This is a genomic window from Cobetia sp. cqz5-12, from assembly GCF_016495405.1.
Classification (GTDB): Bacteria; Pseudomonadota; Gammaproteobacteria; order Pseudomonadales; family Halomonadaceae; genus Cobetia.
The window spans coordinates 4,000,511-4,023,344 of the sequence record NZ_CP044522.1 but is presented as its reverse complement, the minus strand read 5'-3'; the positions used below and the strand labels follow the sequence as shown (position 1 = coordinate 4,023,344).

The 22,834-nt window shown below is 58.8% G+C and carries 33 protein-coding genes; 32 read left to right on the top strand and 1 reads right to left on the bottom strand.

Going from position 1 to position 22,834, the window contains the following annotated elements; genetic code table 11:
* The first annotated feature begins 16 nt into the window (after nucleotides 1-16).
* From fusA to rplQ, 30 genes are all read left to right on the top strand, one after another.
* The gene (fusA, locus tag F8A90_RS16750; protein WP_166020050.1) at nucleotides 17-2,134 is read left to right on the top strand and encodes an elongation factor G; all 2,118 of its coding nucleotides are present in this window, start codon (nucleotides 17-19) and stop codon (nucleotides 2,132-2,134) included.
* A 29-nt stretch (nucleotides 2,135-2,163) separates the two neighbouring features.
* On the top strand, nucleotides 2,164-3,357 hold the full coding sequence (tuf, locus tag F8A90_RS16745) for an elongation factor Tu (protein ID WP_054556900.1): 1,194 nt from the start codon (nucleotides 2,164-2,166) through the stop codon (nucleotides 3,355-3,357).
* Nucleotides 3,358-3,504: 147 nt separating this feature from the next.
* Nucleotides 3,505-3,816, top strand: coding sequence for a 30S ribosomal protein S10 (gene rpsJ / locus F8A90_RS16740; protein WP_024950650.1), 312 nt, complete (start codon nucleotides 3,505-3,507; stop codon nucleotides 3,814-3,816).
* Between the two features lie 146 nt (nucleotides 3,817-3,962).
* Nucleotides 3,963-4,601, top strand: coding sequence for a 50S ribosomal protein L3 (gene rplC, locus F8A90_RS16735; protein ID WP_024950651.1), 639 nt, complete (start codon nucleotides 3,963-3,965; stop codon nucleotides 4,599-4,601).
* Nucleotides 4,602-4,614: 13 nt separating this feature from the next.
* Nucleotides 4,615-5,220 (top strand): 50S ribosomal protein L4, encoded by a 606-nt coding sequence (gene rplD / locus F8A90_RS16730; RefSeq protein WP_054556901.1) that lies wholly within the window; start codon nucleotides 4,615-4,617, stop codon nucleotides 5,218-5,220.
* Nucleotides 5,217-5,513, top strand: a complete 297-nt coding sequence (gene rplW / locus F8A90_RS16725) for a 50S ribosomal protein L23 (RefSeq protein ID WP_043334865.1) — start codon at nucleotides 5,217-5,219, stop codon at nucleotides 5,511-5,513. The genes rplD and rplW overlap by 4 nt, the downstream gene beginning before the upstream one ends.
* Before the next feature lie 16 nt (nucleotides 5,514-5,529).
* Entirely contained in the window at nucleotides 5,530-6,357 is an 828-nt protein-coding gene (gene rplB / locus F8A90_RS16720; protein WP_043334862.1) for a 50S ribosomal protein L2, read from the top strand.
* Nucleotides 6,358-6,379: 22 nt separating this feature from the next.
* Nucleotides 6,380-6,655 (top strand): 30S ribosomal protein S19, encoded by a 276-nt coding sequence (rpsS, locus tag F8A90_RS16715; RefSeq protein WP_024950655.1) that lies wholly within the window; start codon nucleotides 6,380-6,382, stop codon nucleotides 6,653-6,655.
* A gap of 19 nt (nucleotides 6,656-6,674) precedes the next feature.
* Nucleotides 6,675-7,007, top strand: coding sequence for a 50S ribosomal protein L22 (gene rplV / locus F8A90_RS16710; RefSeq protein ID WP_043334859.1), 333 nt, complete (start codon nucleotides 6,675-6,677; stop codon nucleotides 7,005-7,007).
* Between the two features lie 10 nt (nucleotides 7,008-7,017).
* Complete coding sequence (gene rpsC / locus F8A90_RS16705) at nucleotides 7,018-7,710, top strand: 30S ribosomal protein S3 (RefSeq protein WP_043334856.1); 693 nt, start codon at nucleotides 7,018-7,020, stop codon at nucleotides 7,708-7,710.
* A gap of 11 nt (nucleotides 7,711-7,721) precedes the next feature.
* On the top strand, nucleotides 7,722-8,135 hold the full coding sequence (rplP, locus tag F8A90_RS16700; protein ID WP_043334854.1) for a 50S ribosomal protein L16: 414 nt from the start codon (nucleotides 7,722-7,724) through the stop codon (nucleotides 8,133-8,135).
* Complete coding sequence (gene rpmC, locus F8A90_RS16695; protein WP_024950659.1) at nucleotides 8,135-8,326, top strand: 50S ribosomal protein L29; 192 nt, start codon at nucleotides 8,135-8,137, stop codon at nucleotides 8,324-8,326. Before rplP ends, rpmC begins: the two co-directional genes overlap by 1 nt.
* 1 nt (nucleotide 8,327) lies before the next feature.
* On the top strand, nucleotides 8,328-8,588 hold the full coding sequence (rpsQ, locus tag F8A90_RS16690; protein ID WP_043334852.1) for a 30S ribosomal protein S17: 261 nt from the start codon (nucleotides 8,328-8,330) through the stop codon (nucleotides 8,586-8,588).
* A 50-nt stretch (nucleotides 8,589-8,638) separates the two neighbouring features.
* Complete coding sequence (gene rplN / locus F8A90_RS16685) at nucleotides 8,639-9,010, top strand: 50S ribosomal protein L14 (protein ID WP_043334850.1); 372 nt, start codon at nucleotides 8,639-8,641, stop codon at nucleotides 9,008-9,010.
* A 15-nt stretch (nucleotides 9,011-9,025) separates the two neighbouring features.
* The gene (gene rplX / locus F8A90_RS16680) at nucleotides 9,026-9,343 is read left to right on the top strand and encodes a 50S ribosomal protein L24 (protein ID WP_043334846.1); all 318 of its coding nucleotides are present in this window, start codon (nucleotides 9,026-9,028) and stop codon (nucleotides 9,341-9,343) included.
* A gap of 17 nt (nucleotides 9,344-9,360) precedes the next feature.
* Nucleotides 9,361-9,900 (top strand): 50S ribosomal protein L5, encoded by a 540-nt coding sequence (gene rplE / locus F8A90_RS16675; RefSeq protein ID WP_043334844.1) that lies wholly within the window; start codon nucleotides 9,361-9,363, stop codon nucleotides 9,898-9,900.
* 9 nt (nucleotides 9,901-9,909) lie between these two features.
* A complete protein-coding gene (rpsN, locus tag F8A90_RS16670; protein ID WP_043334842.1) occupies nucleotides 9,910-10,215 on the top strand; it encodes a 30S ribosomal protein S14 in 306 nt (101 codons plus the stop codon).
* Nucleotides 10,216-10,247: 32 nt separating this feature from the next.
* On the top strand, nucleotides 10,248-10,640 hold the full coding sequence (rpsH, locus tag F8A90_RS16665; protein ID WP_043334840.1) for a 30S ribosomal protein S8: 393 nt from the start codon (nucleotides 10,248-10,250) through the stop codon (nucleotides 10,638-10,640).
* 9 nt (nucleotides 10,641-10,649) lie between these two features.
* Nucleotides 10,650-11,180 (top strand): 50S ribosomal protein L6, encoded by a 531-nt coding sequence (gene rplF / locus F8A90_RS16660; protein WP_166020051.1) that lies wholly within the window; start codon nucleotides 10,650-10,652, stop codon nucleotides 11,178-11,180.
* Nucleotides 11,181-11,189: 9 nt separating this feature from the next.
* Complete coding sequence (rplR, locus tag F8A90_RS16655; RefSeq protein WP_024950667.1) at nucleotides 11,190-11,540, top strand: 50S ribosomal protein L18; 351 nt, start codon at nucleotides 11,190-11,192, stop codon at nucleotides 11,538-11,540.
* An 11-nt stretch (nucleotides 11,541-11,551) separates the two neighbouring features.
* A complete protein-coding gene (rpsE, locus tag F8A90_RS16650; RefSeq protein WP_054556902.1) occupies nucleotides 11,552-12,052 on the top strand; it encodes a 30S ribosomal protein S5 in 501 nt (166 codons plus the stop codon).
* Nucleotides 12,053-12,058: 6 nt separating this feature from the next.
* Complete coding sequence (gene rpmD, locus F8A90_RS16645; protein ID WP_024950669.1) at nucleotides 12,059-12,241, top strand: 50S ribosomal protein L30; 183 nt, start codon at nucleotides 12,059-12,061, stop codon at nucleotides 12,239-12,241.
* Nucleotides 12,242-12,244: 3 nt separating this feature from the next.
* The gene (gene rplO / locus F8A90_RS16640) at nucleotides 12,245-12,679 is read left to right on the top strand and encodes a 50S ribosomal protein L15 (RefSeq protein ID WP_043334834.1); all 435 of its coding nucleotides are present in this window, start codon (nucleotides 12,245-12,247) and stop codon (nucleotides 12,677-12,679) included.
* Nucleotides 12,680-14,014, top strand: coding sequence for a preprotein translocase subunit SecY (secY, locus tag F8A90_RS16635; protein WP_043334831.1), 1,335 nt, complete (start codon nucleotides 12,680-12,682; stop codon nucleotides 14,012-14,014).
* A 34-nt stretch (nucleotides 14,015-14,048) separates the two neighbouring features.
* The gene (gene rpmJ / locus F8A90_RS16630; RefSeq protein ID WP_077373351.1) at nucleotides 14,049-14,162 is read left to right on the top strand and encodes a 50S ribosomal protein L36; all 114 of its coding nucleotides are present in this window, start codon (nucleotides 14,049-14,051) and stop codon (nucleotides 14,160-14,162) included.
* Between the two features lie 131 nt (nucleotides 14,163-14,293).
* Nucleotides 14,294-14,650 carry a 30S ribosomal protein S13 gene (gene rpsM, locus F8A90_RS16625; RefSeq protein WP_024950672.1) on the top strand — a complete coding sequence of 119 codons (357 nt, stop codon included), beginning with the start codon at nucleotides 14,294-14,296 and terminating at the stop codon, nucleotides 14,648-14,650.
* 30 nt (nucleotides 14,651-14,680) lie between these two features.
* Nucleotides 14,681-15,064 carry a 30S ribosomal protein S11 gene (rpsK, locus tag F8A90_RS16620; protein WP_043334827.1) on the top strand — a complete coding sequence of 128 codons (384 nt, stop codon included), beginning with the start codon at nucleotides 14,681-14,683 and terminating at the stop codon, nucleotides 15,062-15,064.
* A gap of 12 nt (nucleotides 15,065-15,076) precedes the next feature.
* Nucleotides 15,077-15,697: a 30S ribosomal protein S4 gene (gene rpsD / locus F8A90_RS16615; RefSeq protein ID WP_043334824.1), complete on the top strand. Its 621-nt coding sequence runs from the start codon at nucleotides 15,077-15,079 to the stop codon at nucleotides 15,695-15,697.
* Between the two features lie 74 nt (nucleotides 15,698-15,771).
* The gene (locus tag F8A90_RS16610; RefSeq protein ID WP_043334822.1) at nucleotides 15,772-16,770 is read left to right on the top strand and encodes a DNA-directed RNA polymerase subunit alpha; all 999 of its coding nucleotides are present in this window, start codon (nucleotides 15,772-15,774) and stop codon (nucleotides 16,768-16,770) included.
* A gap of 46 nt (nucleotides 16,771-16,816) precedes the next feature.
* On the top strand, nucleotides 16,817-17,203 hold the full coding sequence (gene rplQ, locus F8A90_RS16605) for a 50S ribosomal protein L17 (protein ID WP_043334820.1): 387 nt from the start codon (nucleotides 16,817-16,819) through the stop codon (nucleotides 17,201-17,203).
* 182 nt (nucleotides 17,204-17,385) lie between these two features.
* On the opposite strand, the gene uvrA is transcribed toward rplQ, so the two are convergent.
* Entirely contained in the window at nucleotides 17,386-20,274 is a 2,889-nt protein-coding gene (gene uvrA, locus F8A90_RS16600) for an excinuclease ABC subunit UvrA (protein WP_200018075.1), read from the bottom strand.
* A 207-nt stretch (nucleotides 20,275-20,481) separates the two neighbouring features.
* Between uvrA and F8A90_RS16595 the strand changes: the two genes are divergently transcribed.
* Both F8A90_RS16595 and ssb read left to right on the top strand, forming a co-directional pair.
* Entirely contained in the window at nucleotides 20,482-21,897 is a 1,416-nt protein-coding gene (locus F8A90_RS16595; RefSeq protein WP_200018069.1) for an MFS transporter, read from the top strand.
* An 87-nt stretch (nucleotides 21,898-21,984) separates the two neighbouring features.
* Nucleotides 21,985-22,641 (top strand): single-stranded DNA-binding protein, encoded by a 657-nt coding sequence (gene ssb, locus F8A90_RS16590; RefSeq protein WP_200018067.1) that lies wholly within the window; start codon nucleotides 21,985-21,987, stop codon nucleotides 22,639-22,641.
* Nucleotides 22,642-22,834: the final 193 nt, after the last annotated feature.

Here is a 22,834-nt window from a genome sequence, read left to right as displayed (position 1 = left end):
AACGGGGATACTCACCGTGGCACGCAAGACTCCACTTAAGCGTTACCGCAATATCGGTATCTGTGCCCACGTCGACGCCGGTAAGACTACCACTACCGAGCGCGTCCTGTTCTATACCGGCCTGTCTCACAAGGTCGGCGAAGTCCACGATGGTGCTGCCACCATGGACTGGATGGAGCAGGAGCAGGAACGTGGCATCACGATCACCTCTGCGGCGACCACCTGCTTCTGGCAGGGCATGAACAAGCAGTTCGACGAGCACCGTATCAACATCATCGATACTCCGGGGCACGTTGACTTCACTGTTGAAGTCGAGCGTTCACTGCGTGTTCTCGATGGCGCGGTCGTGGTGCTGTGTGGTTCTTCCGGTGTCCAGCCGCAGACAGAGACTGTCTGGCGCCAGGCCAACCGTTACGAAGTTCCGCGCATGATCTTCGTCAACAAGATGGACCGCGCTGGCGCGGACTTCTTCATGGTCGTCGAGCAGGTGCGCAAGCGCCTGGGCGCGAACGCCGTCCCGATCCAGATCAACTGGGGTGCGGAAGACGAGTTCAAGGGCGTCATCGACCTGATCAAGATGAAGGCCATCGTCTGGGACGAAGACAATCACGGCATGAACTACGAGCTGATCGACATTCCGGCCGAGCTGCAAGACACAGCTGCCGAATGGCGTGAACACATGCTCGAGTCTGCTGCTGAAGCGTCCGAAGAGCTGATGGACAAGTACCTTGAAGAAGGCGAGCTGTCCGAGGAAGAAGTCAAGGCTGCGCTGCGTCAGCGTACCCTGGCCAACGAAATCTGCCTCGTGACCTGTGGTTCTGCCTTCAAGAACAAGGGTGTCCAGGCGGTTCTGGATGCGGTCATCGAATACATGCCGTCTCCGCTTGAAGTCAAGGCCATCGAAGGTGAGCTTGACGACAAGGACGGTACCATCGAGACCCGCGAAGCTGACGACAAGGCTCCGTTCGCGGCGCTGGCGTTCAAGATCGCGACCGATCCGTTCGTTGGTACCCTGACCTTCATTCGCGTCTACTCGGGCGTGCTGAAGTCTGGTGATGGCGTCTTCAACTCCGTCAAGAGCAAGAAGGAGCGTGTCGGTCGTATCGTCCAGATGCACTCCAACTCTCGTGAGGAGATCAAGGAAGTCTATGCTGGCGATATCGCCGCATGTATCGGTCTGAAAGACGTGACCACCGGTGACACCCTGTGTGACCCGGATCACAAGATCGTGCTTGAGCGCATGGAATTCCCTGAGCCGGTCATCTCCGTCGCCGTCGAGCCGAAGTCCAAGGCAGACCAGGAAAAGATGGGTGTTGCACTGGGCAAGCTGGCCCAGGAAGATCCGTCCTTCCGCGTCGAGACCGACGAAGAGTCCGGTCAGACCATCATCTCCGGTATGGGTGAGCTTCACCTGGACATCCTCGTCGACCGCATGCGTCGTGAGTTCAATGTCGAGGCGAACATCGGCAAGCCGCAGGTGGCTTACCGTGAGACCATCCGTACCAAGGTCGAGCAGGAAGGCAAGTTCGTTCGTCAGTCTGGCGGTCGTGGTCAGTTCGGTCACGTCTGGCTGCGCATTGAGCCTCTCACTGCAGAGGACAAGGGCGAAGACGAAGAAATGACCTTCAAGTTCGAGTCCGAGATCGTCGGTGGTGCGGTTCCGAAGGAATACGTGCCGGCCGTCGAGAAGGGCGCCGCTGAGCAGCTCAAGAATGGTGTCATCGCCGGTTATCCGATGATCGACGTCAAGGTCACGCTGTTCGATGGTTCCTACCACGACGTCGACTCCAACGAGACTGCGTTCAAGGTCGCCTCTTCCATGGCGATCAAGGCCGGTGCCCCGAAAGCGGGTGCAGTGCTGCTTGAGCCGCTCATGAAAGTCGAAGTCGTCACGCCTGAAGATTTCATGGGTGACGTCATGGGCGACCTGAACCGTCGTCGTGGCCTCGTTCAGGGCATGGATGATTCTTCCACTGGCAAGATCATCAATGCACTGGTGCCGCTGGGTGAGATGTTCGGTTATGCGACCGACCTGCGCTCACAGACCCAGGGCCGCGCAAGCTACTCCATGGAGTTTGCGAAATACGACGAAGCACCGAACAGCATCGTCGAAGCCGTCATCAATCAGAAGTAACCGATTAGCTAACGAAAGAGGTTATAGCAGTGGCTAAGGAAAAATTTGAGCGTTCGAAGCCGCACGTCAACGTCGGCACCATTGGTCACGTCGATCACGGCAAGACCACTCTGACTGCGGCTCTGACTCGCGTCTCTGCAGAAGTCTTCGGTGGTGACGCGCGTGCGTTTGACTCCATCGATAATGCCCCGGAAGAGCGTGAGCGTGGTATCACCATCTCCACCGCTCACGTGGAATACCAGTCCGAAGAGCGCCACTACGCGCACGTCGACTGCCCGGGTCACGCCGACTACGTCAAGAACATGATCACCGGTGCTGCCCAGATGGACGGCGCTATCCTGGTCTGTTCCGCTGCTGACGGCCCCATGCCGCAGACTCGCGAGCACATCCTGCTGTCCCGTCAGGTCGGCGTTCCGTTCATCGTTGTCTTCCTGAACAAGGCTGACATGGTCGATGACGAAGAGCTGCTCGAGCTGGTCGAGATGGAAGTTCGTGAACTCCTGAGCGAGTACGACTTCCCGGGCGACGACACTCCGATCATCATCGGCTCTGCCCTGATGGCTCTGGAAGGCAAGGACGACAACGGCATGGGTACTACCGCCGTTGCCAACCTGATCAAGGCCCTGGATGCGTACATCCCGGAGCCGGAGCGTGCTATCGACCAGCCGTTCCTGATGCCGATCGAAGACGTCTTCTCCATCTCTGGCCGCGGTACCGTCGTCACTGGCCGTATCGAGCGTGGTCTGGTCAAGACTGGCGAAGAGATCGAGATCATCGGCGTGCGTGACACCACCAAGACTACCGTTACCGGTGTCGAGATGTTCCGCAAGCTGCTGGACGAAGGTCGTGCTGGCGAAAACGTCGGCGCCCTGCTGCGCGGCACGAAGCGTGATGACGTCGAGCGTGGCCAGGTTCTGGCCAAGCCGGGCTCCATCAAGCCGCACACCAAGTTCGAAGCCGAAGTCTACGTCCTGTCCAAGGAAGAAGGCGGTCGTCACACTCCGTTCTTCAAAGGCTATCGTCCGCAGTTCTACTTCCGTACCACTGACATCACTGGTACCTGTGAGCTGCCGGAAGGCGTCGAGATGGTCATGCCGGGCGACAACGTCCAGATGGTCGTGTCTCTGATCGCTCCGATCGCCATGGAAGATGGTCTGCGTTTCGCTATCCGTGAAGGCGGTCGTACCGTCGGCGCTGGCGTCGTGGCCAAAATCGTCGAGTAAGGTTCTCCTTACCTGACACAGAAGGGGGCCCTGATGGGCCCCCTTTTCTCGCATGTTTGACACCTGATGTCAGTCTGCCTATAATGCGCATCCTTTGAATGCGTGGGTGACGGCCTACGCCGTCGACATCCATTGGAGTTTTGGGCAATGCAAAACCAGAAGATTCGCATCCGGTTGAAAGCATTCGACCACCGTCTGATCGACCAGTCCTCTGCAGAGATCGTTGAAACTGCAAAGCGTACCGGTGCTCAGGTTCGTGGCCCGATCCCGCTGCCGACCCGTCGCGAGCGTTACACCATCCTGGTCTCTCCGCACGTCAACAAGGACGCGCGTGACCAGTATGAGATTCGTACCCACAAGCGCGTTCTCGACATCGTCGAGCCGACAGAGAAGACTGTCGACGCGCTGATGAAGCTTGACCTGGCTGCCGGTGTGGACGTCCAGATCAAGGTTGACTGATACCTCACTAGTCACTGCGGCCCAGCGCTCTCACTGATAGAGCAGCAGCCGCCACGCCGGGATGGCGTCATACAATGTGCTAGTGGAATGCTCTGGAAAGGGCAGCCATAGCGGGTGACAGCCCCGTACACTAAAGGAGACTGAACATGTCTATCGGTTTAGTCGGTAAGAAGGCCGGGATGACCCGTGTCTTCACCGAAGCTGGCGCCTCTGTGCCGGTTACCGTGATTGAAGTTGAGCCGAACCGCATCGTGACCATCAAGTCTCTCGAGACTGACGGCTACAATGCTATTCAGGTGACAACTGGCTCTCGTAAAGCCAAGCACCTCACCAAGGCAACTGCTGGTCAGTATGCCAAGGCGGGTGTTGAGGCTGGCCGTACCCTGATGGAATTCCGCCTGAACGAAGGCGACGAAGCTCCTGCAGTGGGCGGCGAACTCACCGTATCCCTCTTTGAAGCTGGTCAAAAGATTGACGTGACCGGCACCTCCAAGGGTAAAGGTTTCCAGGGCGCAGTTAAGCGCTGGAACTTCCGCACCCAAGACGCTACCCACGGTAACTCACTGTCGCACCGCGCGCCGGGTTCCATCGGTAACTGTCAGACCCCGGGCCGCGTCTTCAAAGGTAAGAAGATGGCTGGCCAGATGGGCAACGTCCGTTCCACCGTCCAGAGCCTGGAAGTGGTCCGCGTCGACGCTGAACGCAATCTTCTGCTGGTCAAGGGTGCCGTTCCAGGTGCTCCGGGCGGCGAAGTGATCGTGCGTTCCGCTGTGAAAGCTCGCTGAGGGGAATTAACCGATGAATCTTAATCTTGCAGGTGCAGGCGGCGCAGTAGACGTCTCCGATGCCACCTTTGGTAAGGACTTCAACGAGGCTCTGGTTCACCAGGTCGTCACCGCCTATCTGGCTGGTGCACGTCAAGGTACCGTGGCTCAGAAGACCCGTTCTGACGTGTCCGGCGGTGGCAAGAAGCCGTGGCGTCAGAAAGGTACTGGTCGTGCACGTGCCGGTACCATCCGTTCCCCGCTGTGGCGTTCTGGCGGTGTGACCTTTGCAGCGCGTCCTCAGGACCACTCGCACAAGGTCAACCGCAAGATGTATCGCGCTGCCATGCGTTCCATCCTGTCCGAGCTGGTCCGTCAGGATCGCCTGGTCGCGGTCGACGCTATCAGCGTCGAAGCTCCGAAGACCAAGCTGCTGATCGCCAAGCTCCAGGAACTGGGCCTTGAGAAAGCGCTGATCGTCACTGAAGAGCAGGACGTCAACCTGTACCTGGCCGCGCGCAACATCCCGTATGTTGACGTCGTCAATGTCGCTGGCGCTGACCCGGTCAGCCTCGTCGGTTACGACAAGGTACTGATGACTGTCGCTGCCCTGCGCAAGTTCGAGGAGAACCTGGGATGAATCAGGAACGCGTATTCAAGGTCCTGCTTGGTCCTCACATGACCGAGAAGGCCGCGGTCGCTGCCGAGAACAACCAGTACGTGTTCAAGGTTGCCAGCGACGCGACAAAGCCCGAAATCAAGAAAGCCGTCGAAGCGCTGTTTGGTAAGAAAGTCGATCGTGTTCAGGTTCTGAACATGAAAGGCAAGACCAAGCGCACCGCTCGCGGTGTTGGTCGTCGCGCTGGTTATCGCAAGGCCTATGTAACTCTGGCCGCCGGCGAGACCATCGAAGACTTCTCTGGCGCCGAGTAAGGCAGGAGTACGGAACATGGCAATTGTTAAGACAAAACCTACCTCCGCCGGTCGCCGCCACCTGGTAAAGGTCGTCAATGACGAACTTTTCAAAGGTCGCGCGTACGCTCCGCTGCTTGAAAAGCAGTCAAAGTCCGGTGGTCGTAACAATAATGGTCGCATCACTACTCGCCACATCGGCGGTGGTCATCGTCACCATTACCGTCTGGTCGATTTCAAGCGCAACAAGGATGGCATTCCGGCCATCGTTGAGCGTCTGGAGTACGATCCGAACCGTAGCGCGAACATCGCGCTGGTGAAGTACCTTGACGGCGAACGTCGCTACATCATTGCACCGAAAGGTGTCTCTGCTGGCGATCGTCTCGAGTCTGGTGTTAACGCACCGATCAAGAAAGGCAACGCTCTGCCGCTGCGCAATGTTCCGGTGGGTTCCACCGTTCACTGTGTAGAGCTGAAGCCAGGCAAGGGCGCCCAGATCGCTCGTAGTGCAGGTACCAGTGCCCAGGTCGTGGCACGTGACGGTAACTACACCACGCTGCGTCTGCGCTCTGGCGAGATGCGTAAGGTGCTGTCCGAATGCCGTGCAACTCTCGGCGAAGTGGGCAACTCCGAGCACAGCCTCCGTCAACTGGGCAAGGCCGGTGCTAAGCGTTGGAGAGGCGTGCGCCCGACTGTTCGCGGTGTCGCGATGAACCCGGTCGATCACCCGCATGGTGGTGGTGAAGGTCGTACCTCTGGTGGCCGTCACCCGGTCAGCCCGTGGGGCGTCCCGACCAAGGGTCACAAGACTCGCAAGAACAAGCGCACCGATAAGCTTATCGTCCGTCGCCGCAAGGCCAAGTAACAGATATTGAGGGGTAACGGCTGTGCCACGTTCACTGAAGAAAGGTCCTTTTATTGACCTTCATCTGCTGAAGAAGGTTGAGACAGCAGTGGAAAAGAACGACCGCAAACCGATCAAGACTTGGTCGCGTCGTTCCATGATCCTGCCGAACATGGTCGGGCTCACCATTGCCGTCCATAACGGTCGCCAGCATGTCCCGGTTCTCGTTTCTGAGGAAATGGTCGGTCACAAGCTCGGCGAGTTTGCTGCCACCCGCACATACCGCGGGCACGCTGCAGATAAAAAAGCCAAACGGTAAGCCAGAGAGGATTTAAGAGATGGAAGTAGCTGCTAAGCTGCGCGGCGCTCGTTTATCCGCCCAGAAGGCCCGTTTGGTGGCTGACCAGGTGCGCGGTAAGCCGGTCGCCGAGGCGCTGAATCTGCTCGCTTTCTCACCGAAGAAGGCCGCGAAGATTGTTCGCAAGGTTCTGCAGTCCGCGATCGCGAATGCGGAAGAAAACAACGGCATGGACATTGACGAGCTTCGCGTCTCGACTATCTGTGTCGACGAGGGCATGACGCTCAAGCGCATCCAGCCACGTGCCAAAGGCCGTGCGGATCGTATCTTGAAGCGCACTTGTCATATCACCGTCAAGGTAGCCGAGAAGTAGGAGACGACCAATGGGTCAGAAAGTTAATCCGACAGGTTTCCGACTGGGTATTGTCAAGGATCATACCTCTGTCTGGTACGCCGAAGGCGCTACCTATGCCGACAAACTGAACAACGATCTGCAGGTGCGTGGATTCCTGGAAGAGCGTCTGAAAAGCGCTTCCGTGAGCCGCATCAGCATCGAGCGTCCGGCAAACAACGCCCGTATTACCATTCACACCGCCCGTCCGGGTATCGTGATCGGTAAGAAAGGTGAAGATGTCGACCGCCTTCGTCGTGAAGTTTCCGAGATGATGGGCGTTCCCGTCCACATCAACATCGAGGAGATTCGCAAGCCGGAACTCGATGCCAAGCTGGTTGCTGCCAATGTGGCAGGTCAGCTCGAGCGTCGTGTCATGTTCCGTCGTGCGATGAAGCGTGCTGTGCAGAACGCAATGCGTCTGGGCGCCAAGGGCATCAAGATTCAGCTCTCTGGTCGTCTCGGCGGTGCCGAAATCGCCCGTACCGAATGGTACCGCGAAGGCCGCGTTCCGCTTCACACCCTGCGTGCTGACATTGATTACTCCACCTTCGAAGCTCACACCACCTACGGCATCATTGGTGTCAAGGTCTGGATCTTCAAAGGCGAGATCCTCGGTGGCATCGAAGAGGTGCGAGCCAAGGCGAAGCAGCCCGCGTCCGCACCCAAGAAGAAAGGCAAGTAAGGGGGTAATCGATGTTACAGCCCAAGCGTATGAAATTCCGCAAGATGCAGAAAGGTCGCAACCGTGGCCTGGCGCATCGCGGAAGCAAGGTAAGCTTTGGTGAGTTTGGCCTGAAAGCCACCGGCCGTGGTCGTATCACCGCTCGTCAGATCGAAGCTGGCCGTCGTGCCATCACCCGTCACGTCAAGCGTGGCGGTAAGATCTGGATCCGTGTCTTCCCAGACAAGCCGATCTCCAACAAGCCGTTGGAAGTTCGTATGGGTAAAGGTAAGGGTTCTGTCGAGTACTGGGTCGCTCAGATCCAGCCCGGCAAGGTCCTCTACGAGATCGAAGGTGTATCCGAAGAGCTGGCCCGTGAAGCATTTAGCCTGGCCGCTATGAAGATGCCGATCTCCACCACCTTTGTTAAGCGGACGGTGATGTGATGAAAGCCCAAGAACTCCGTGAAAAGTCAGTCGAGGCGCTCCAGGAGCAGTTGTTCGAACTGCTGCGTGAGCAATTCAATCTGCGCATGCAGAAGGCAACAGGCCAGCTGAGCCAGGTTCACCTGCTCAAGCAGACTCGTCGCCAAATTGCTCAGGTTAAGACTGTGCTCAACCAGAAGTCAGGTGAGTAAAATGGCCGAAGAAACTAAAGCACGCACACTCACCGGCAAGGTGGTGAGTGACAAGATGGAAAAATCCATCGTTGTCATGGTCGAGCGCCGTGAGCGTCACCCGATCTATGGCAAGTACCTGAGACGCTCCACCAAGCTGCACGCCCATGATGAGGCGAATCAGGCTCGGATCGGTGACACCGTCTCTATCGCCGAGACTCGTCCGCTGTCCAAGAAGAAAGCCTGGACCCTGGTCGAGGTGGTTGAACAGGCCAAGGGTTGATCCCTAGGCCAGTTCCCACCAGGCAGTCAGATTAGGTTTGGAGAAAACCGATGATTCAGACTCAGACAATGCTGGATGTCGCCGACAACAGTGGCGCGCGCCGGGTGCAATGCATCAAGGTGCTGGGTGGTTCACACCGCCGTTACGCTCGTGTTGGAGACATCATCAAGGTCACCGTCAAAGAAGCTATCCCGCGTGGCAAGGTCAAGAAAGGCCAGGTCATGAAGGCAGTGGTCGTTCGTACCAAAGCCGGTGTCCGTCGTAATGACGGTTCCGTGATCCGCTTCGACGGTAATGCGGCCGTTCTGTTGAACAACACCAACGAACAGCCGATCGGTACCCGTATCTTCGGCCCGGTTACCCGTGAACTTCGCAGTGAGAAGTTCATGAAGATCATTTCCCTGGCGCCCGAAGTGCTGTAAGGAGCGGAAGCGGATATGCAAAAGATCAAACGTGACGATGAAGTCATCGTCATCGCCGGGAAGGACAAGGGCAAGCGCGGTACCATCAGCAAGGTGCTGAAAGGTGAGCGTCTGCTCGTGTCCGGTGTGAATATGATCAAGCGTCACACCAAGCCCAACCCGATGCTGGGCACCCAGGGGGGTATCGTCGAGCGCGAGGCTCCGATTCACGCGTCCAACGTGGCCATCTTCAACCAGGAGACCGGCAAGGCGGATCGTGTCGGAATCCAGGTACAGGAAGACGGTACTAAGGTACGCATCTTTAAGTCGACTCAGAAGCTGATCGACGCCTAACGCGAGTCGGGTACAACATGGCGAACTTGAAAGAACGTTATCAGAACGAAGTGGCCGCCCAGCTTAAAGAGCAGTTCGGCTACGCCAATGTGATGCAGGTTCCCCGCATCACCAAGGTGACCCTGAACATGGGTATCGGTGAAGCCACCGCTGACAAGAAGCTGATCGACAACGCGTTTGCCGATCTCCAGATGCTTTCTGGTCAGAAGCCCATCGTCACCAAGGCACGCAAGTCCATCGCTGGCTTCAAGGTCCGCGAAGGATGGCCGATCGGTGTTAAGGTGACCCTGCGCAGCGATCGTATGTGGGACTTCCTGGACCGTCTCGTGAACGTGGCTATCCCGCGCGTTCGTGACTTCCGTGGTCTGAACCCGAAGTCCTTCGATGGCCGTGGAAACTACTCCATGGGTGTGCGTGAGCAGATCATCTTCCCGGAGATCGAGTATGATAAGATCGACCGGATTCGTGGTCTGGACATCACCATCACCACTAGCGCCAACACCGATGATGAAGGTCGTGCGTTGCTGGGCGCGCTGAACTTCCCGTTCAAGAAATAAGGGTGGATCATGGCAAAGAAAAGCATGGTTGAGCGCGAGCTCAAGCGCACCAAGCTGGTCGCTAAGTACGCCGCCAAACGCGACGCACTGAAGACCATCATCAACGACGTCAACGCTTCTGAAGAAGAGCGCTTCGACGCACAGCTGAAGCTGCAGCAGCTGCCGCGTGATGCCAGCCCGGTCCGTCAGCGTAACCGCTGCCGTATCACTGGCCGTCCGCACGGCTACTACAACAAGTTCGGCCTGAGCCGCAACAAGCTGCGTGAAGCCGCTATGCGTGGTGACGTGCCTGGTCTGACCAAGTCCAGCTGGTAACACCACTGCAAGAATTCAGGAGCGCAACGTAAATGAGCATGCAAGACACTCTGGCGGATATGTTCACTCGTATCCGCAATGCGCAGATGGCCACCAAGGAGACGGTTACCATGCCGTCTTCCAAGCTCAAGGTTGAAGTGGCCCGCGTATTGAAGGAAGAGGGTTATATTTCCGAGTTTGCCGTCGCAGAAGGCGCCAAGCCGGAACTGACCGTGACCCTCAAGTACTTCGAAGGCAAGTCGGTTATCGAGAGCATCAAGCGTATTTCCAAGCCGTCCCTGCGCCAGTACAAAGGCAAGGGTGAGCTTCCGAAAGTCGCAGATGGCCTGGGTATTGCGATCGTTTCCACCTCCCGGGGCGTGATGACCGATCGTGCGGCCCGTCAAGCTGGTGTCGGCGGCGAAGTCCTCTGCACCGTATTCTAGGAGTTTGGAATGTCCCGCGTAGCCAAGTATCCGGTTAAATTGCCGAACGGCGTCGAGGCAAAGCTCGACGGCGACAAGCTGACCGTGAAGGGCAGCAAAGGCCAGCTGGAACTGACCGTCCACCAGGACGTGGTCATCTCTATGGAAGAAGGTCAGATGACCTTCGCTCCGTCCGAGACCGCCAAGAACTGGGCAATGGTTGGTACCACTCGTGCTCTGGTCAACAACATGGTGTCTGGTGTTTCCGAAGGCTTCACCAAGTCTCTGGAAATCAATGGTGTGGGTTATCGTGCCCAGGCCAAAGGCCAGACAATCAACCTGACACTGGGCTTCTCACACCCGGTCGACTATGAACTGCCGGCAAGTGTTACGGCTGAAACGCCGAAGAACACTCAGATCGTCCTCACGTCTGCTGACAAGCAGGCTTTGGGTCAGGTCGCCGCAGAGATTCGCGCATTCCGTCCGCCGGAGCCCTACAAGGGCAAAGGTATTCGGTACAGCGACGAAGTCGTCCGTCGTAAAGAAGCCAAGAAGAAGTAAGGCAGGGTTATGAACGCGAAGAAAGAATCTCGTCTCCGTCGTGCCCGCCGCGCTCGTGCGAAAATCCGCGAGCTGGGCGTGTTTCGCCTGTGCGTGAACCGCACCCCGCGTCACATCTACGCGCAGATCATCTCGCCGGATGGCGGCCAGGTCCTGGCCACCGCATCCACGCTCGACAAGAGCCTGCGCGAAGGTTCTACCGGTAACTCGGACTCCGCCGCCAAGGTGGGTGCTCTGATTGCCGAGCGCGCGAAGGAAGCGGGTATCAAGCAAGTGGCTTTCGATCGCTCCGGGTACAAGTACCACGGTCGCGTGAAGGCCCTGGCCGATGCCGCACGTGAAGGCGGCCTGGAATTCTAAAGGGTTTTACGATGGCGAATATCGAACAGAAGGGCGGTGACCTGCAAGAGAAGCTCGTGCAGATCAACCGCGTCGCCAAGGTAGTCAAGGGCGGCCGTATCTTCGGTTTCACCGCTCTGACTGTCGTTGGTGACGGCAATGGTCGTGTTGGCTTCGGCCGTGGCAAGGCGCGTGAAGTGCCGGTCGCGATCCAGAAGGCAATGGACCAAGCTCGTCGCAACATGATCAAGGTTGACCTGAAGGGCCACACCCTGCAGTACCCGGTGAAGGCTCGTCACGGCGCATCCAAGATCTACATGCAGCCAGCGTCCGAAGGTACCGGCATCATTGCCGGCGGTGCGATGCGTTCCGTGCTCGAACTGGCAGGCGTCCATGACGTCCTGGCCAAGTGCTACGGTTCCACCAATCCGGTCAACGTGGTGCGCGCGACCATCAACGGTCTCGCTGCCATGAAATCTCCGGAAGACATCGCCGCCAAGCGTGGCCTGTCTGTCGACAAGATTGCGGGGTAAGGCACCATGGCAGCTAAGATCACGGTAACCCAGATCCGCAGCACCATCGGCGTCCTCGAAAAGCACAAGGCCACTATGAAAGGTCTTGGCCTGCGCCGCATCGGTCACACTGTCGAGCTGGAAGACACCCCCGCGGTACGCGGCATGATCAACAAGGTTCACTACCTTGTCCGTGTTGAGGGAGAGTAATCCATGAAATTGAATACCCTGAGTCCGGCCCCGGGCTCCAAGCACGCTGCAAAGCGTGTCGGTCGTGGTATCGGCTCCGGTCTTGGTAAGACCGGCGGTCGTGGCCACAAGGGCCAGAAGTCCCGTTCCGGTGGCAGCGTCAAGCCGGGCTTCGAAGGCGGTCAGATGCCTATGCAGCGTCGCCTGCCGAAGTTTGGTTTCACTTCCGCGAAGTCTCTGATTTCCGAAGAAGTGCGCCTGAGCGAACTGGCACTGGTAGACGGCGAGATCGTCGACCTCGAAACGCTGAAGAAGGCCAACGTGCTTCGTGATTCCACGAAGTTCGCGAAGGTCATGCTCTCCGGCGAACTGGACAAGGCAGTCACGGTTCGCGGCATTAAGGTCACCAAGGGTGCCCGTGCTGCGATCGAAGCTGCCGGTGGCAAGGTAGAGGACTAAATGGCTAAGTCAGGAAACGTACCGGCGATGCAGGGAAGTGGGTTGAGCGAACTCTGGGCGCGTTTGCGCTTCGTGTTCATCGCCATCGTGGTGTACCGAATCGGTGCACACATCCCCGTTCCCGGTATCAATCCTGACCAGCTTGCTGCCTTGTTCAGGGAAAACCAGGGCACCATCCTGAGCATGTTCAACATGTTCTCCGGTGGTGCACTGGAGCGAATGAGTATCTTCGCGCTGGGCATCATGCCCTACATATCCGCGTCGATCATCATGCAGCTCCTGACGGTGGTCTCGCCTCAGCTTGAGCAGTTGAAAAAGGAAGGCGAGGCCGGCCGTCGCAAGATCAGCCAGTACACGCGCTACGGCACGGTAGTACTGGCCCTGGTCCAATCGATCGGCATGGCAGTCGGACTGGTCGGAAACGGTGTCGCCTATTCCGCTGACTTCAGCTTCTACTTCACCGCCGTGAGTACGTTCGTGGCTGGTGCAGTATTCCTGATGTGGCTGGGAGAGCAGATCACCGAGAAGGGTATCGGCAACGGGATCTCACTGATCATCTTTGCTGGTATTGTCGCCGGGCTGCCGAGTGCCATCGGCCAGTCTTTCGAACTGGCGCGCAATGATGGTGCCTGGAATGTGCTTCCGCTGCTGGCGCTGACGCTGCTCGCAGTCATTACCGTTGCCTTCGTGGTGTTCATCGAGCGCGGCCAACGCCGCATCACGGTGAACTATCCGCGCCGTCAGGTTGGCAACAAGATGTATGCAGGTCAGAGCAGCTACTTGCCGATGAAGGTCAACATGGCCGGGGTCATCCCGCCGATCTTCGCGTCAAGCATCCTGCTGTTCCCTGCGTCGATGGGTCAATGGTTTGGCCAGAGTGAAAGCATGCAATGGTTGCAGACGGCATCTCAGGCTCTCGGGCCGGGTCAGCCACTGTATATCTTGCTTTTCGCTGCCGCTGTAGTATTCTTCTGCTTCTTCTACACGGCGCTGGTCTTCAATCCGAAGGATGTTGCTGACAACCTCAAGAAGTCAGGAGCGTTTCTGCCGGGTATTCGCCCAGGCGAACAGACCGCCCGTTACATCGATAAGGTGATGACTCGCCTGACGCTGTTCGGCGCCCTCTACATCACCCTAGTCTCCCTGATGCCTCAATTCCTCGTTGTTGCATGGCAGGTTCCGTTCTATTTCGGCGGCACCTCTCTGCTCATCGTGGTCGTGGTGGTCATGGACTTCATGGCCCAGGTGCAGTCGCATCTGATGTCGAATCAGTATGCGTCGGTGATGAAGAAGGCCAACCTCAAAGGCTATGGCAGCGGTGGCATGATGCGCTGATTGCGCAGCCCCTGTTAGCAAACTGGAGAGAACGATGAAAGTTCGAGCTTCCGTCAAGAAAATTTGCCGTAACTGCAAGATCATTCGGCGTCGTGGCGCAGTGCGGGTCATCTGCACTGAGCCCCGCCACAAGCAGCGTCAGGGTTAATTCCCTCGACCCGCTTAGCTGAATACAAGCTCGGGTGCTGGCATACCCCCTTGTTCCCAATGGGATCAAGGGGTATGCTATTGCGCCCTTTGTGGATGTAAAATCCGCCGCTAACCTTTCGGAGAAAACTGATGGCCCGTATTGCTGGCGTCAATATCCCGGACAACAAGCACGCGGCGATCTCGCTGACTTATATCTTCGGGATTGGCCGTACGCGTGCACAGCAGATCTGCGCCGCTCTCGGTTTAGAACCGAGCGTCAAGATCGCTGATCTGTCTGTTGAACAACTGGACCTGGTTCGTGCCGAGGTGGGTAAGTACACCGTCGAAGGCGACCTGCGTCGTGAGATCACGCTGAACATCAAGCGTCTCATGGACCTCGGTTGCTATCGTGGCCTGCGCCATCGTCGTGGTCTTCCGTTGCGCGGTCAGCGCACCAAGACCAACGCACGTACACGCAAAGGTCCGCGTAAACCGATTCGCAAGTAAACGAACTGGCGTTTAGACAGGAAACATCTAATGGCTAACCCGAGTAAGCGCAAGAAGGTTAAAAAGCAGGTAGTGGATGCCATCGCGCATATCCACGCCTCTTTTAACAACACTATCGTGACGATCACAGACCGCCAGGGCAATGCTCTTTCCTGGGCAACTGCCGGTGGTTCGGGTTTTCGTGGTTCTCGCAAGAGCACCCCGTTCGCTGCGCAAGTCGCAAGTGAACGTGCAGCGACCGCTGCAGCCGAATATGGTGTGAAGAACGTCGACGTGCTGGTCAAGGGCCCGGGTCCGGGTCGTGAGTCCGCCGTGCGTGCTCTCAATGCCGCAGGCTTCCGCGTGCAAAGCATCACCGACGTGACCCCCATCCCGCATAATGGGTGCCGTCCGCCGAAGAAACGCCGCGTTTAAGGAGACAGACTCATGGCTCGTTATATTGGACCGAAGTGCAAACTGTCTCGTCGTGAAGGCACCGACCTCTTCCTGAAGAGTGGCGTGACTCCGTTCGAGAAGAAGTGCAAATCCGAACAACCCCCGGGTGTTCATGGCCAGCGCCGTCAGCGTCTTTCAGACTACGGCCTGCAGCTGCGTGAAAAGCAGAAGGTACGTCGCATGTACGGCGTGCTGGAAAAGCAATTCCGCAACTACTACAAAGAAGCCGCTCGCCTCAAGGGTGCGACCGGTGAGGTTCTGCTCCAGCTCCTTGAGACTCGTCTCGACAACGTCGTCTACCGCATGGGCTTCGGCTCCACGCGTTCCGAGGCACGTCAGCTGGTCAGCCACAAGGCGATCGCCGTGAACGGCCGTACCGTCAACGTTGCTTCCTTCAAAGTGAAGGCTGGCGATGTGGTCACCGTTCGTGAGAAGGCCAAGAACCAGGCTCGCATCCAGCAGTCTCTGGCACTCGCTGCCAACCGCGGTGATGTCTCCTGGGTCGACGTCGACTCCAAGAAGATGGAAGGCACTTTCAAGGCTGTCCCCGAGCGTGGCGACCTGTCTGCCGATATCAACGAAAACCTGATCGTCGAGCTGTACTCCAAGTAATGTAACGCCGGGCCGATTCGTCGGCCCGGCTGGAGTACCCAGATTATCCGTTTGGCAGCCTTAAAGGTGTTCTTATGCAGCGCTCAGTGACAGAGTTTCTCCGTCCTCGCGATATCAAGGTCGAGGAAGTCAGCGCCCATCACGCGCGAATCGTCCTCGAACCCTTCGAGCGTGGTTTCGGCCACACCCTGGGGAATGCTCTGCGTCGCATCCTGCTTTCTTCCATGCCCGGCTGTGCCGTCGTGGAAGCTGAGATCGAAGGCGTTCTGCACGAGTACAGCGCCATTGAAGGGGTGCAGGAGGATGTAATCGAAATCCTGCTGAACCTCAAGGACGTGGCCATCAAGATGCATGGTCGCGACGAAGCTGTGCTGGCGCTGAACAAGAAGGGCCCGGGTATCGTGACTGCTGGCGACATCGCTGGCGACCACGATCTCGAAATCGTGAATCCGGATCACGTCATCGCTCACCTCAATGATGGTGGCGAGCTGAAGATGCAGCTCAAGATCGCTCGTGGCCGCGGCTACGAAGCGGCAGATGCTCGTATCTCTGCTGATGACGAATCACGTGCCATTGGCCGCCTCCAGCTGGATGCGACCTTTACCCCGGTTCGTCGGGTCTCCTATGCCGTCGAGGCTGCGCGTGTTGAACAGCGCACCAACCTCGACAAGCTGGTGATCGACCTGGAAACCGACGGCACACTGGATCCGGAAGAAGCGATCCGCCGCTCCGCAACTATCCTGCAGGAGCAGCTGGCCGCCTTCGTTGATCTGGAAGCAGACAAGGAACAGGAAGTCGAAGAAGAGGAAGATCAAATCGATCCGATCCTTCTCCGTCCCGTAGACGATCTTGAGCTGACTGTTCGCAGTGCGAACTGTCTCAAGGCCGAGAATATCTATTACATCGGTGATCTCATTCAGCGCACCGAAGTTGAGCTGCTGAAGACCCCGAATCTCGGCAAGAAGTCCTTGAATGAAATCAAGGACGTGCTGTCCGCGCGTGGTCTGTCCCTCGGCATGCGGTTGGAAAACTGGCCGCCCGCAAGCCTGAAGGACGACAAGGCTTCCGCTTAAGGAAGCCCGGTCGGCTCAAGCCCCAGACTGGTAAGGAATCACAACCATGCGTCATCGTAAGAGTGGTCGTCACCTGAACCGTACCAGCTCTCACCGTGAAGCCATGTTCAAGAACATGTGCATCTCTCTGGTAGAGCACGAAGTCATCAAGACTACCCTGCCGAAAGCCAAGGAACTGCGTCGTCATATCGAGCCGCTGATCACCCTGGCCAAGCAGGACACCGTTGCGAACCGCCGTTTGGCGTTCTCTCGCACGCGCTCCAAGGAAGCGGTCGGCAAGCTCTTCAATGAGCTCGGCCCGCGCTACACCTCCCGTCCGGGCGGTTACCTGCGCATCCTGAAGTGCGGCTATCGCGCCGGTGACAATGCCCCGATGGCATTCGTCGAGCTGGTCGATCGTCCGGTTGCCTCCGAGGCAGCGGGCGAAGAGTAAGCTTCGGCTTGCTTCGTCCACAAGAAAAGGCCAACCCTCACGGGTTGGCCTTTTTTTATGCCTGGCAGTTGGTCGGGTGACACGGGCGTATCATTTGCCGAAAGGTTCACCTCGCCCCGGGTGTGTCGAGAGTGTGCTGGGGCGAGGTGAATCAGAGGAGCTTAAGGGGCCCAAGCCGGCGCCTAGCTGCTGGTCTCGGCCTTCTTCTTGCTGCTCGCGGTGGCTCTGGTGGCTCTGGTGGCTTTCTGGCGCTCCAGCATCGGGGCCAGGAAGCGACCGGTGTGCGAGATCTCCTGCGTGGCCAGTTGCTCCGGCGTGCCTTCGGCGATGATCTGGCCGCCGCCTGAGCCACCTTCCGGACCAAGGTCGATGAGCCAGTCGGCGGTCTTGATCACATCCAGGTTGTGCTCGATCACGACCACGGTGTTGCCGTGATCGCGCAGACGGTGCAACACGACCAGCAGCTGGCGAATATCCTCGAAGTGCAGGCCGGTGGTCGGCTCATCGAGGATATAGAGCGTCTTGCCGGTATCGCGCTTGGCCAGCTCGCGCGCCAGCTTGACGCGCTGGGCTTCACCACCGGACAGCGTGGTCGCACTCTGGCCGAGGCGGACGTAGGAGAGGCCGACATCCATCAGTGTCTGCAGACGGCGGGCAATGGCCGGCACCGGCGAGAAGAACTCCAGCGCCTCCTCGATGGTCATCTCCAGCACTTCGTGGATGTTCTTGCCCTTGTACTGCACTTCCAGCGTCTCGCGGTTATAGCGCTTGCCCTTGCAGACATCGCAGGGCACGTACATGTCGGGCAGGAAGTGCATCTCGACCTTGATCAGACCATCGCCCTGACAGGCCTCACAGCGGCCGCCCTTGACGTTGAAGCTGAAGCGGCCCGGTTTGTAGCCGCGGGCACGTGCTTCCTGGGTGCCGGAGAACAGCTCGCGAATCGGCGTGAAGATGCCGGTATAGGTCGCCGGGTTGGAGCGCGGCGTCCGTCCGATGGGGCTCTGGTCGATATCCACCATCTTGTCGAACAGATCCAGCCCTTCGATGGTGCCATAGGGCGCAGGCGTCAGGGTGGTGGCCCGATTGAGCTCACGCGCCGCCAGCGGCATCAGGGTGGCATTGATCAGCGTCGACTTGCCTGAGCCCGAGACCCCGGTGATGCACGTCAGCAGGCCTGTCGGCAGCGTCAGCGTCACATCCTGCAGGTTGTTGCCGGTGGCACCGGTCAGGCGCAGCACCTTGTCAGGGTTGGCCGGAAGGCGGTAGGGCGGCACGGCGATCTCGCGCTCGCCGCTCAGGTATTGCCCGGTCAATGAGCCAGGCGTCGCCTCGATCTGCTCCGGCGTGCCCTGGGCGACGATCTCGCCACCATGCACGCCGGCGCCCGGGCCGATATCCAGCACGTGGTCGGCGGCGCGAATCGCGTCCTCATCATGCTCGACCACGATCACGGTGTTGCCCAGGTCGCGCAGATGGATCAGCGTCTTGAGCAGGCGATCATTGTCACGCTGATGCAGGCCGATGGACGGCTCATCGAGGATGTACATCACCCCGACCAGGCCGGCACCGATCTGGCTGGCGAGACGGATACGCTGCGCCTCACCGCCGGACAGGGTGTCGGCGCTGCGCTCCAGGGTCAGATAGTCGAGGCCGACATTGACGAGAAATTCGAGGCGCGCCTGAATCTCATGCACGATCTTGGCGGCGATCTCGCCCTTGCGTCCCGGCAGGCTCAGCTTGCCGAATTCTTCCCATGCCTCACCGATCGGCTGACGCACGACCTCGGAGAGTGTGCGGTCATCGACATAGACGTTGCGTGCTTCACGGCGCAGACGTGAGCCGTCGCAGCTCGGGCACGGCTGGACCGCCAGATAGCGGGCGAGGTCCTCGCGCACCATGTTGGATTCGGTCTCGCGGTAACGGCGCTCCATGTTGGGCAGCACGCCCTCGAAGGGGTGCTCGCGGGTCACCTTGCGGCCACGGTCATTCACGTAGCTGAAGGTGATGTCCTCGCGGCCACTGCCATTGAGCACGGCGTCACGCGCTTCATCGCTGAGCGACTCCCAGGCCGCCTCCAGCGCAAAACCATAATGCTCGGCAACGGCCTGCAGCTGGCTAAAGTAGTAGACGCTGCGACGGTCCCAGCCCTTGATGACGCCTTCGGCCAGTGACAGTTCAGGGTGGCTGATCAGTTTCTCGGGATCGAAATACTGCTTCACGCCCAGGCCGTCACAGGTCGGGCAGGCGCCGGCCGGGTTGTTGAAGGAGAACAGGCGCGGTTCCAGCTCGGCCAGCGCATAGCCACACACCGGACAGGCGAAGCGCGAAGAGAAGACCAAGTCTTCCTGTTCGCCATCCATGAAGTGCAGGCGAGCGCTACCGTCGGCCAGATTCAGCGCGGTCTCGAAGGATTCGGCCAGGCGCTGCTTGAGGTCTTCGCGCACCTTGAAGCGATCGACGACGACGTCGATGTCATGCTTCTTGTTCTTCTCCAGCGGCTTGAGGTCATCCAGCTCGACGATCACACCGTCGATGCGAGCCCGTACGAAGCCTTGGGCGCGCAGCTCGGAGAGCAGCTGTAGATGCTCCCCCTTGCGACCGCTGACAACTGGAGCCAGCAGCATCAGCTTGCTGCCTTCCGGCAGGGCGAGGGCCTGATCGACCATCTGCGAGATGGTCTGGGCTTCCAGATCGATGCCGTGATCCGGACAGCGTGGCGTACCGGCGCGGGCATACAGCAGGCGCAGATAGTCATAGATCTCGGTAATGGTGCCGACGGTGGAGCGCGGGTTGTGCGAGGTCGATTTCTGTTCGATGGAAATCGCCGGCGACAGACCTTCAATATGGTCGATGTCCGGCTTTTCCATCATCGACAGGAACTGACGTGCGTAGGTGGACAGTGATTCGACGTAGCGCCGCTGCCCCTCGGCGTAGAGAGTGTCAAAGGCAAGTGATGACTTGCCGGAACCGGAAAGTCCGGTCACCACGATCAGCTTGTCACGCGGCAGTTCGACATCGATGTTCTTGAGGTTGTGGGTGCGCGCACCCCTCACCTGAATCCTGTCCATTGCCACCTCGGGCTGCGTCGATAAAAGCAACGATTATAAGGCGCGGGTGAAACACCCGGCAAAGGCTGCATGCTTTCAAAGCCGCCAAGCGGGCCTTAGAATATGCAGTCCATTGGTGGGCGACCACCCTTGGACGTCACATCTCGGCGACCCACGTGGTCGGCCTCCCTCTTCTTGACTGTCATGCTCCGGAGCCCGCCGCCGCCCATGAAAACCTCTCGACTGCTCGCGCCGGAACGCCGCGCCATCGTCGGCCTAGCCAGCCTCTATGCGACTCGCATGCTGGGGCTGTTCATGGTGTTGCCGGTACTGGCGCTCTATACCCGTGACCTGGCCGGTGCGACGCCGACTCTGGTCGGTGTGGCGCTGGGTGGCTACGGGCTGACCCAGGCATTGCTGCAGATTCCGTTCGGCTGGCTGTCAGACCGGCTGGGGCGCAAGGCCGTGATCGGCTTCGGGCTCGGGTTGTTCATTCTGGGCTCGCTGGTCGCGGCGACGGCCAACAGCATCGAGATGATCATCCTCGGGCGCTGTCTGCAAGGCAGCGGCGCCGTGGCGGGGGCGATCATGGCACTGCTGGCCGATCAGACCCGGGAGGAGGTTCGCACCATGGCGATGGCCTCCATCGGCATGTCGATCGGGGTCGCCTTTGCGCTGGCGATGGTCGCAGGGCCATTGGCCGCAGACGCCTTCGGCCTGTCGGGGGTCTTCTGGTTGACCGCCGTGATGGCCGTCGCGAGCCTGTTCGTGCTCTGGAAACTGGTGCCAGCTGCGCCCAGGCGTCAACATCAGGATGTGGGGCTTGATAGGCGCCAGCTCAAGGGTATCCTCGCGAATTCCGCATTGTTGCGCATGGATGTGTCGATCTTTGCGCTGCACATGATCCTGACCGCCTGCTTCGTGGCCATCCCCCAGCAGCTGGTCAATTTCGGCATCGCTCCTGCACATCACGGCTGGATCTACCTGCCATTGATGGGGCTGGCCTTTGTCGCCATGCTGCCGCTGGTCATCGTGGCCGAGAAGTATCGGCGCATGAAGCCTGTCTTCCTGGGGGCCGTCGCGACCATCGCGACAAGCTTGCTGCTGCTGGGAGTCGATGGCATCGAGCATGCGGGGCTGGCGATGTTCCTCGGCCTGCTGTGGCTGTTCTTCGTCGCCTTCAACCTGCTTGAGGCGACCTTGCCGTCGATGATCTCCAAACTGGCCCCGGCCGGTGCCAAGGGCACGGCGATGGGGGTCTATTCCACCAGTCAATTCCTGGGTGCCTTCGTGGGTGGTGTCGGGGGTGGCTGGCTGACCGGGCATTTCGGTCTGAGTGGAGTGTTCTTCGCCATGGGACTGGTCGCCATTCTGTGGCTGGCCGTGGTGTGGGGCATGCAACCGCCGCGACATCTGGGCAGTGAAGTGATCGGCCTGTCCCCCGAGGCCTCGCAATTGTCGGCCGTCGAGCTGCAGACACGCCTGCTGGCCATCGTCGGCGTGGAAGAGGCGCTCGTGGTGCGTGAGGAACGGGTCGCTTATCTCAAGGTCACACGCGATACACTGGATGACAAGGCGCTGGCCCGATTCACTCGCCAGCGTGATGACGAAACTCCGGCAGGCGCGGAAGTGCCTGCCAGCTGAACCCTGACATCGGCAATACATTGCCGATGCACTTGATACCTTCTCCGGTGCCCATGGCGCACTGGTCTATTTGCAGGAGTAATCTTCATGGCTCGTGGCGTAAACAAGGTCATTCTGATCGGTAATCTCGGTCAAGACCCGGAAGTTCGCTTCACCCCGTCCGGTAGTGCGGTGTGCAACCTGAACCTCGCGACGACGGACACCTGGAACGATCGCCAGAGCGGTCAGCGTCAGGAACGTACCGAATGGCACCGTGTGGTGATGTTCAACAAGCTGGCTGAAGTGGCCCAGCAATACGTCAAGAAAGGCTCCCGCCTGTATATTGAAGGCCGCCTGCAGACGCGCAAGTGGCAGGATCAGAACGGCAATGACCGTTACAGCACGGAAATCGTGGCCAACGACATGCAGATGCTGGATACGCGTGGGGAAGGTGGCGGCGGCAACTTCGCTGGCGGTCGCCCGCAGCAGGCGCCTCAGCAGGGCGGCCAGCAACCGGCCGCAGCTCCCCAGCAAGGTGGCCAGTTCGGTGCTCAGCAGCCGGCTCCGCAGCAAGGTGGCCAGTTCGGTGGTCAGCAGCCGGCCCCTCAGCAAGGCGGTCAGTTCGGTGGTCAGCAGCCGGCACCCCAGCAGGGCAACAACTTCGGTGGCCAGCAGCCTGCCCAGCAGAACAACTCCCAGAACAACAATTTCGGTGCGCCGCCCGCAGGCAGCTTCGATGATTTCGATGATGAAATCCCGTTCTGAATAAAGTTTTTCGCCTGTGCGCCGATAGAACGCGCAAGCGATGACGATGAAAAGGCCCTCGTTCAGCGAGGGCTTTTTTTTGAATTAACCATGAGGTTTTCTTGATTCTGTTTATATAAACAACTGTTTTTTAATGAGTTATCGCTGATATTGAAAAATGATTTCGAGCGCGACATCCAGTGGCTTGTGCCGC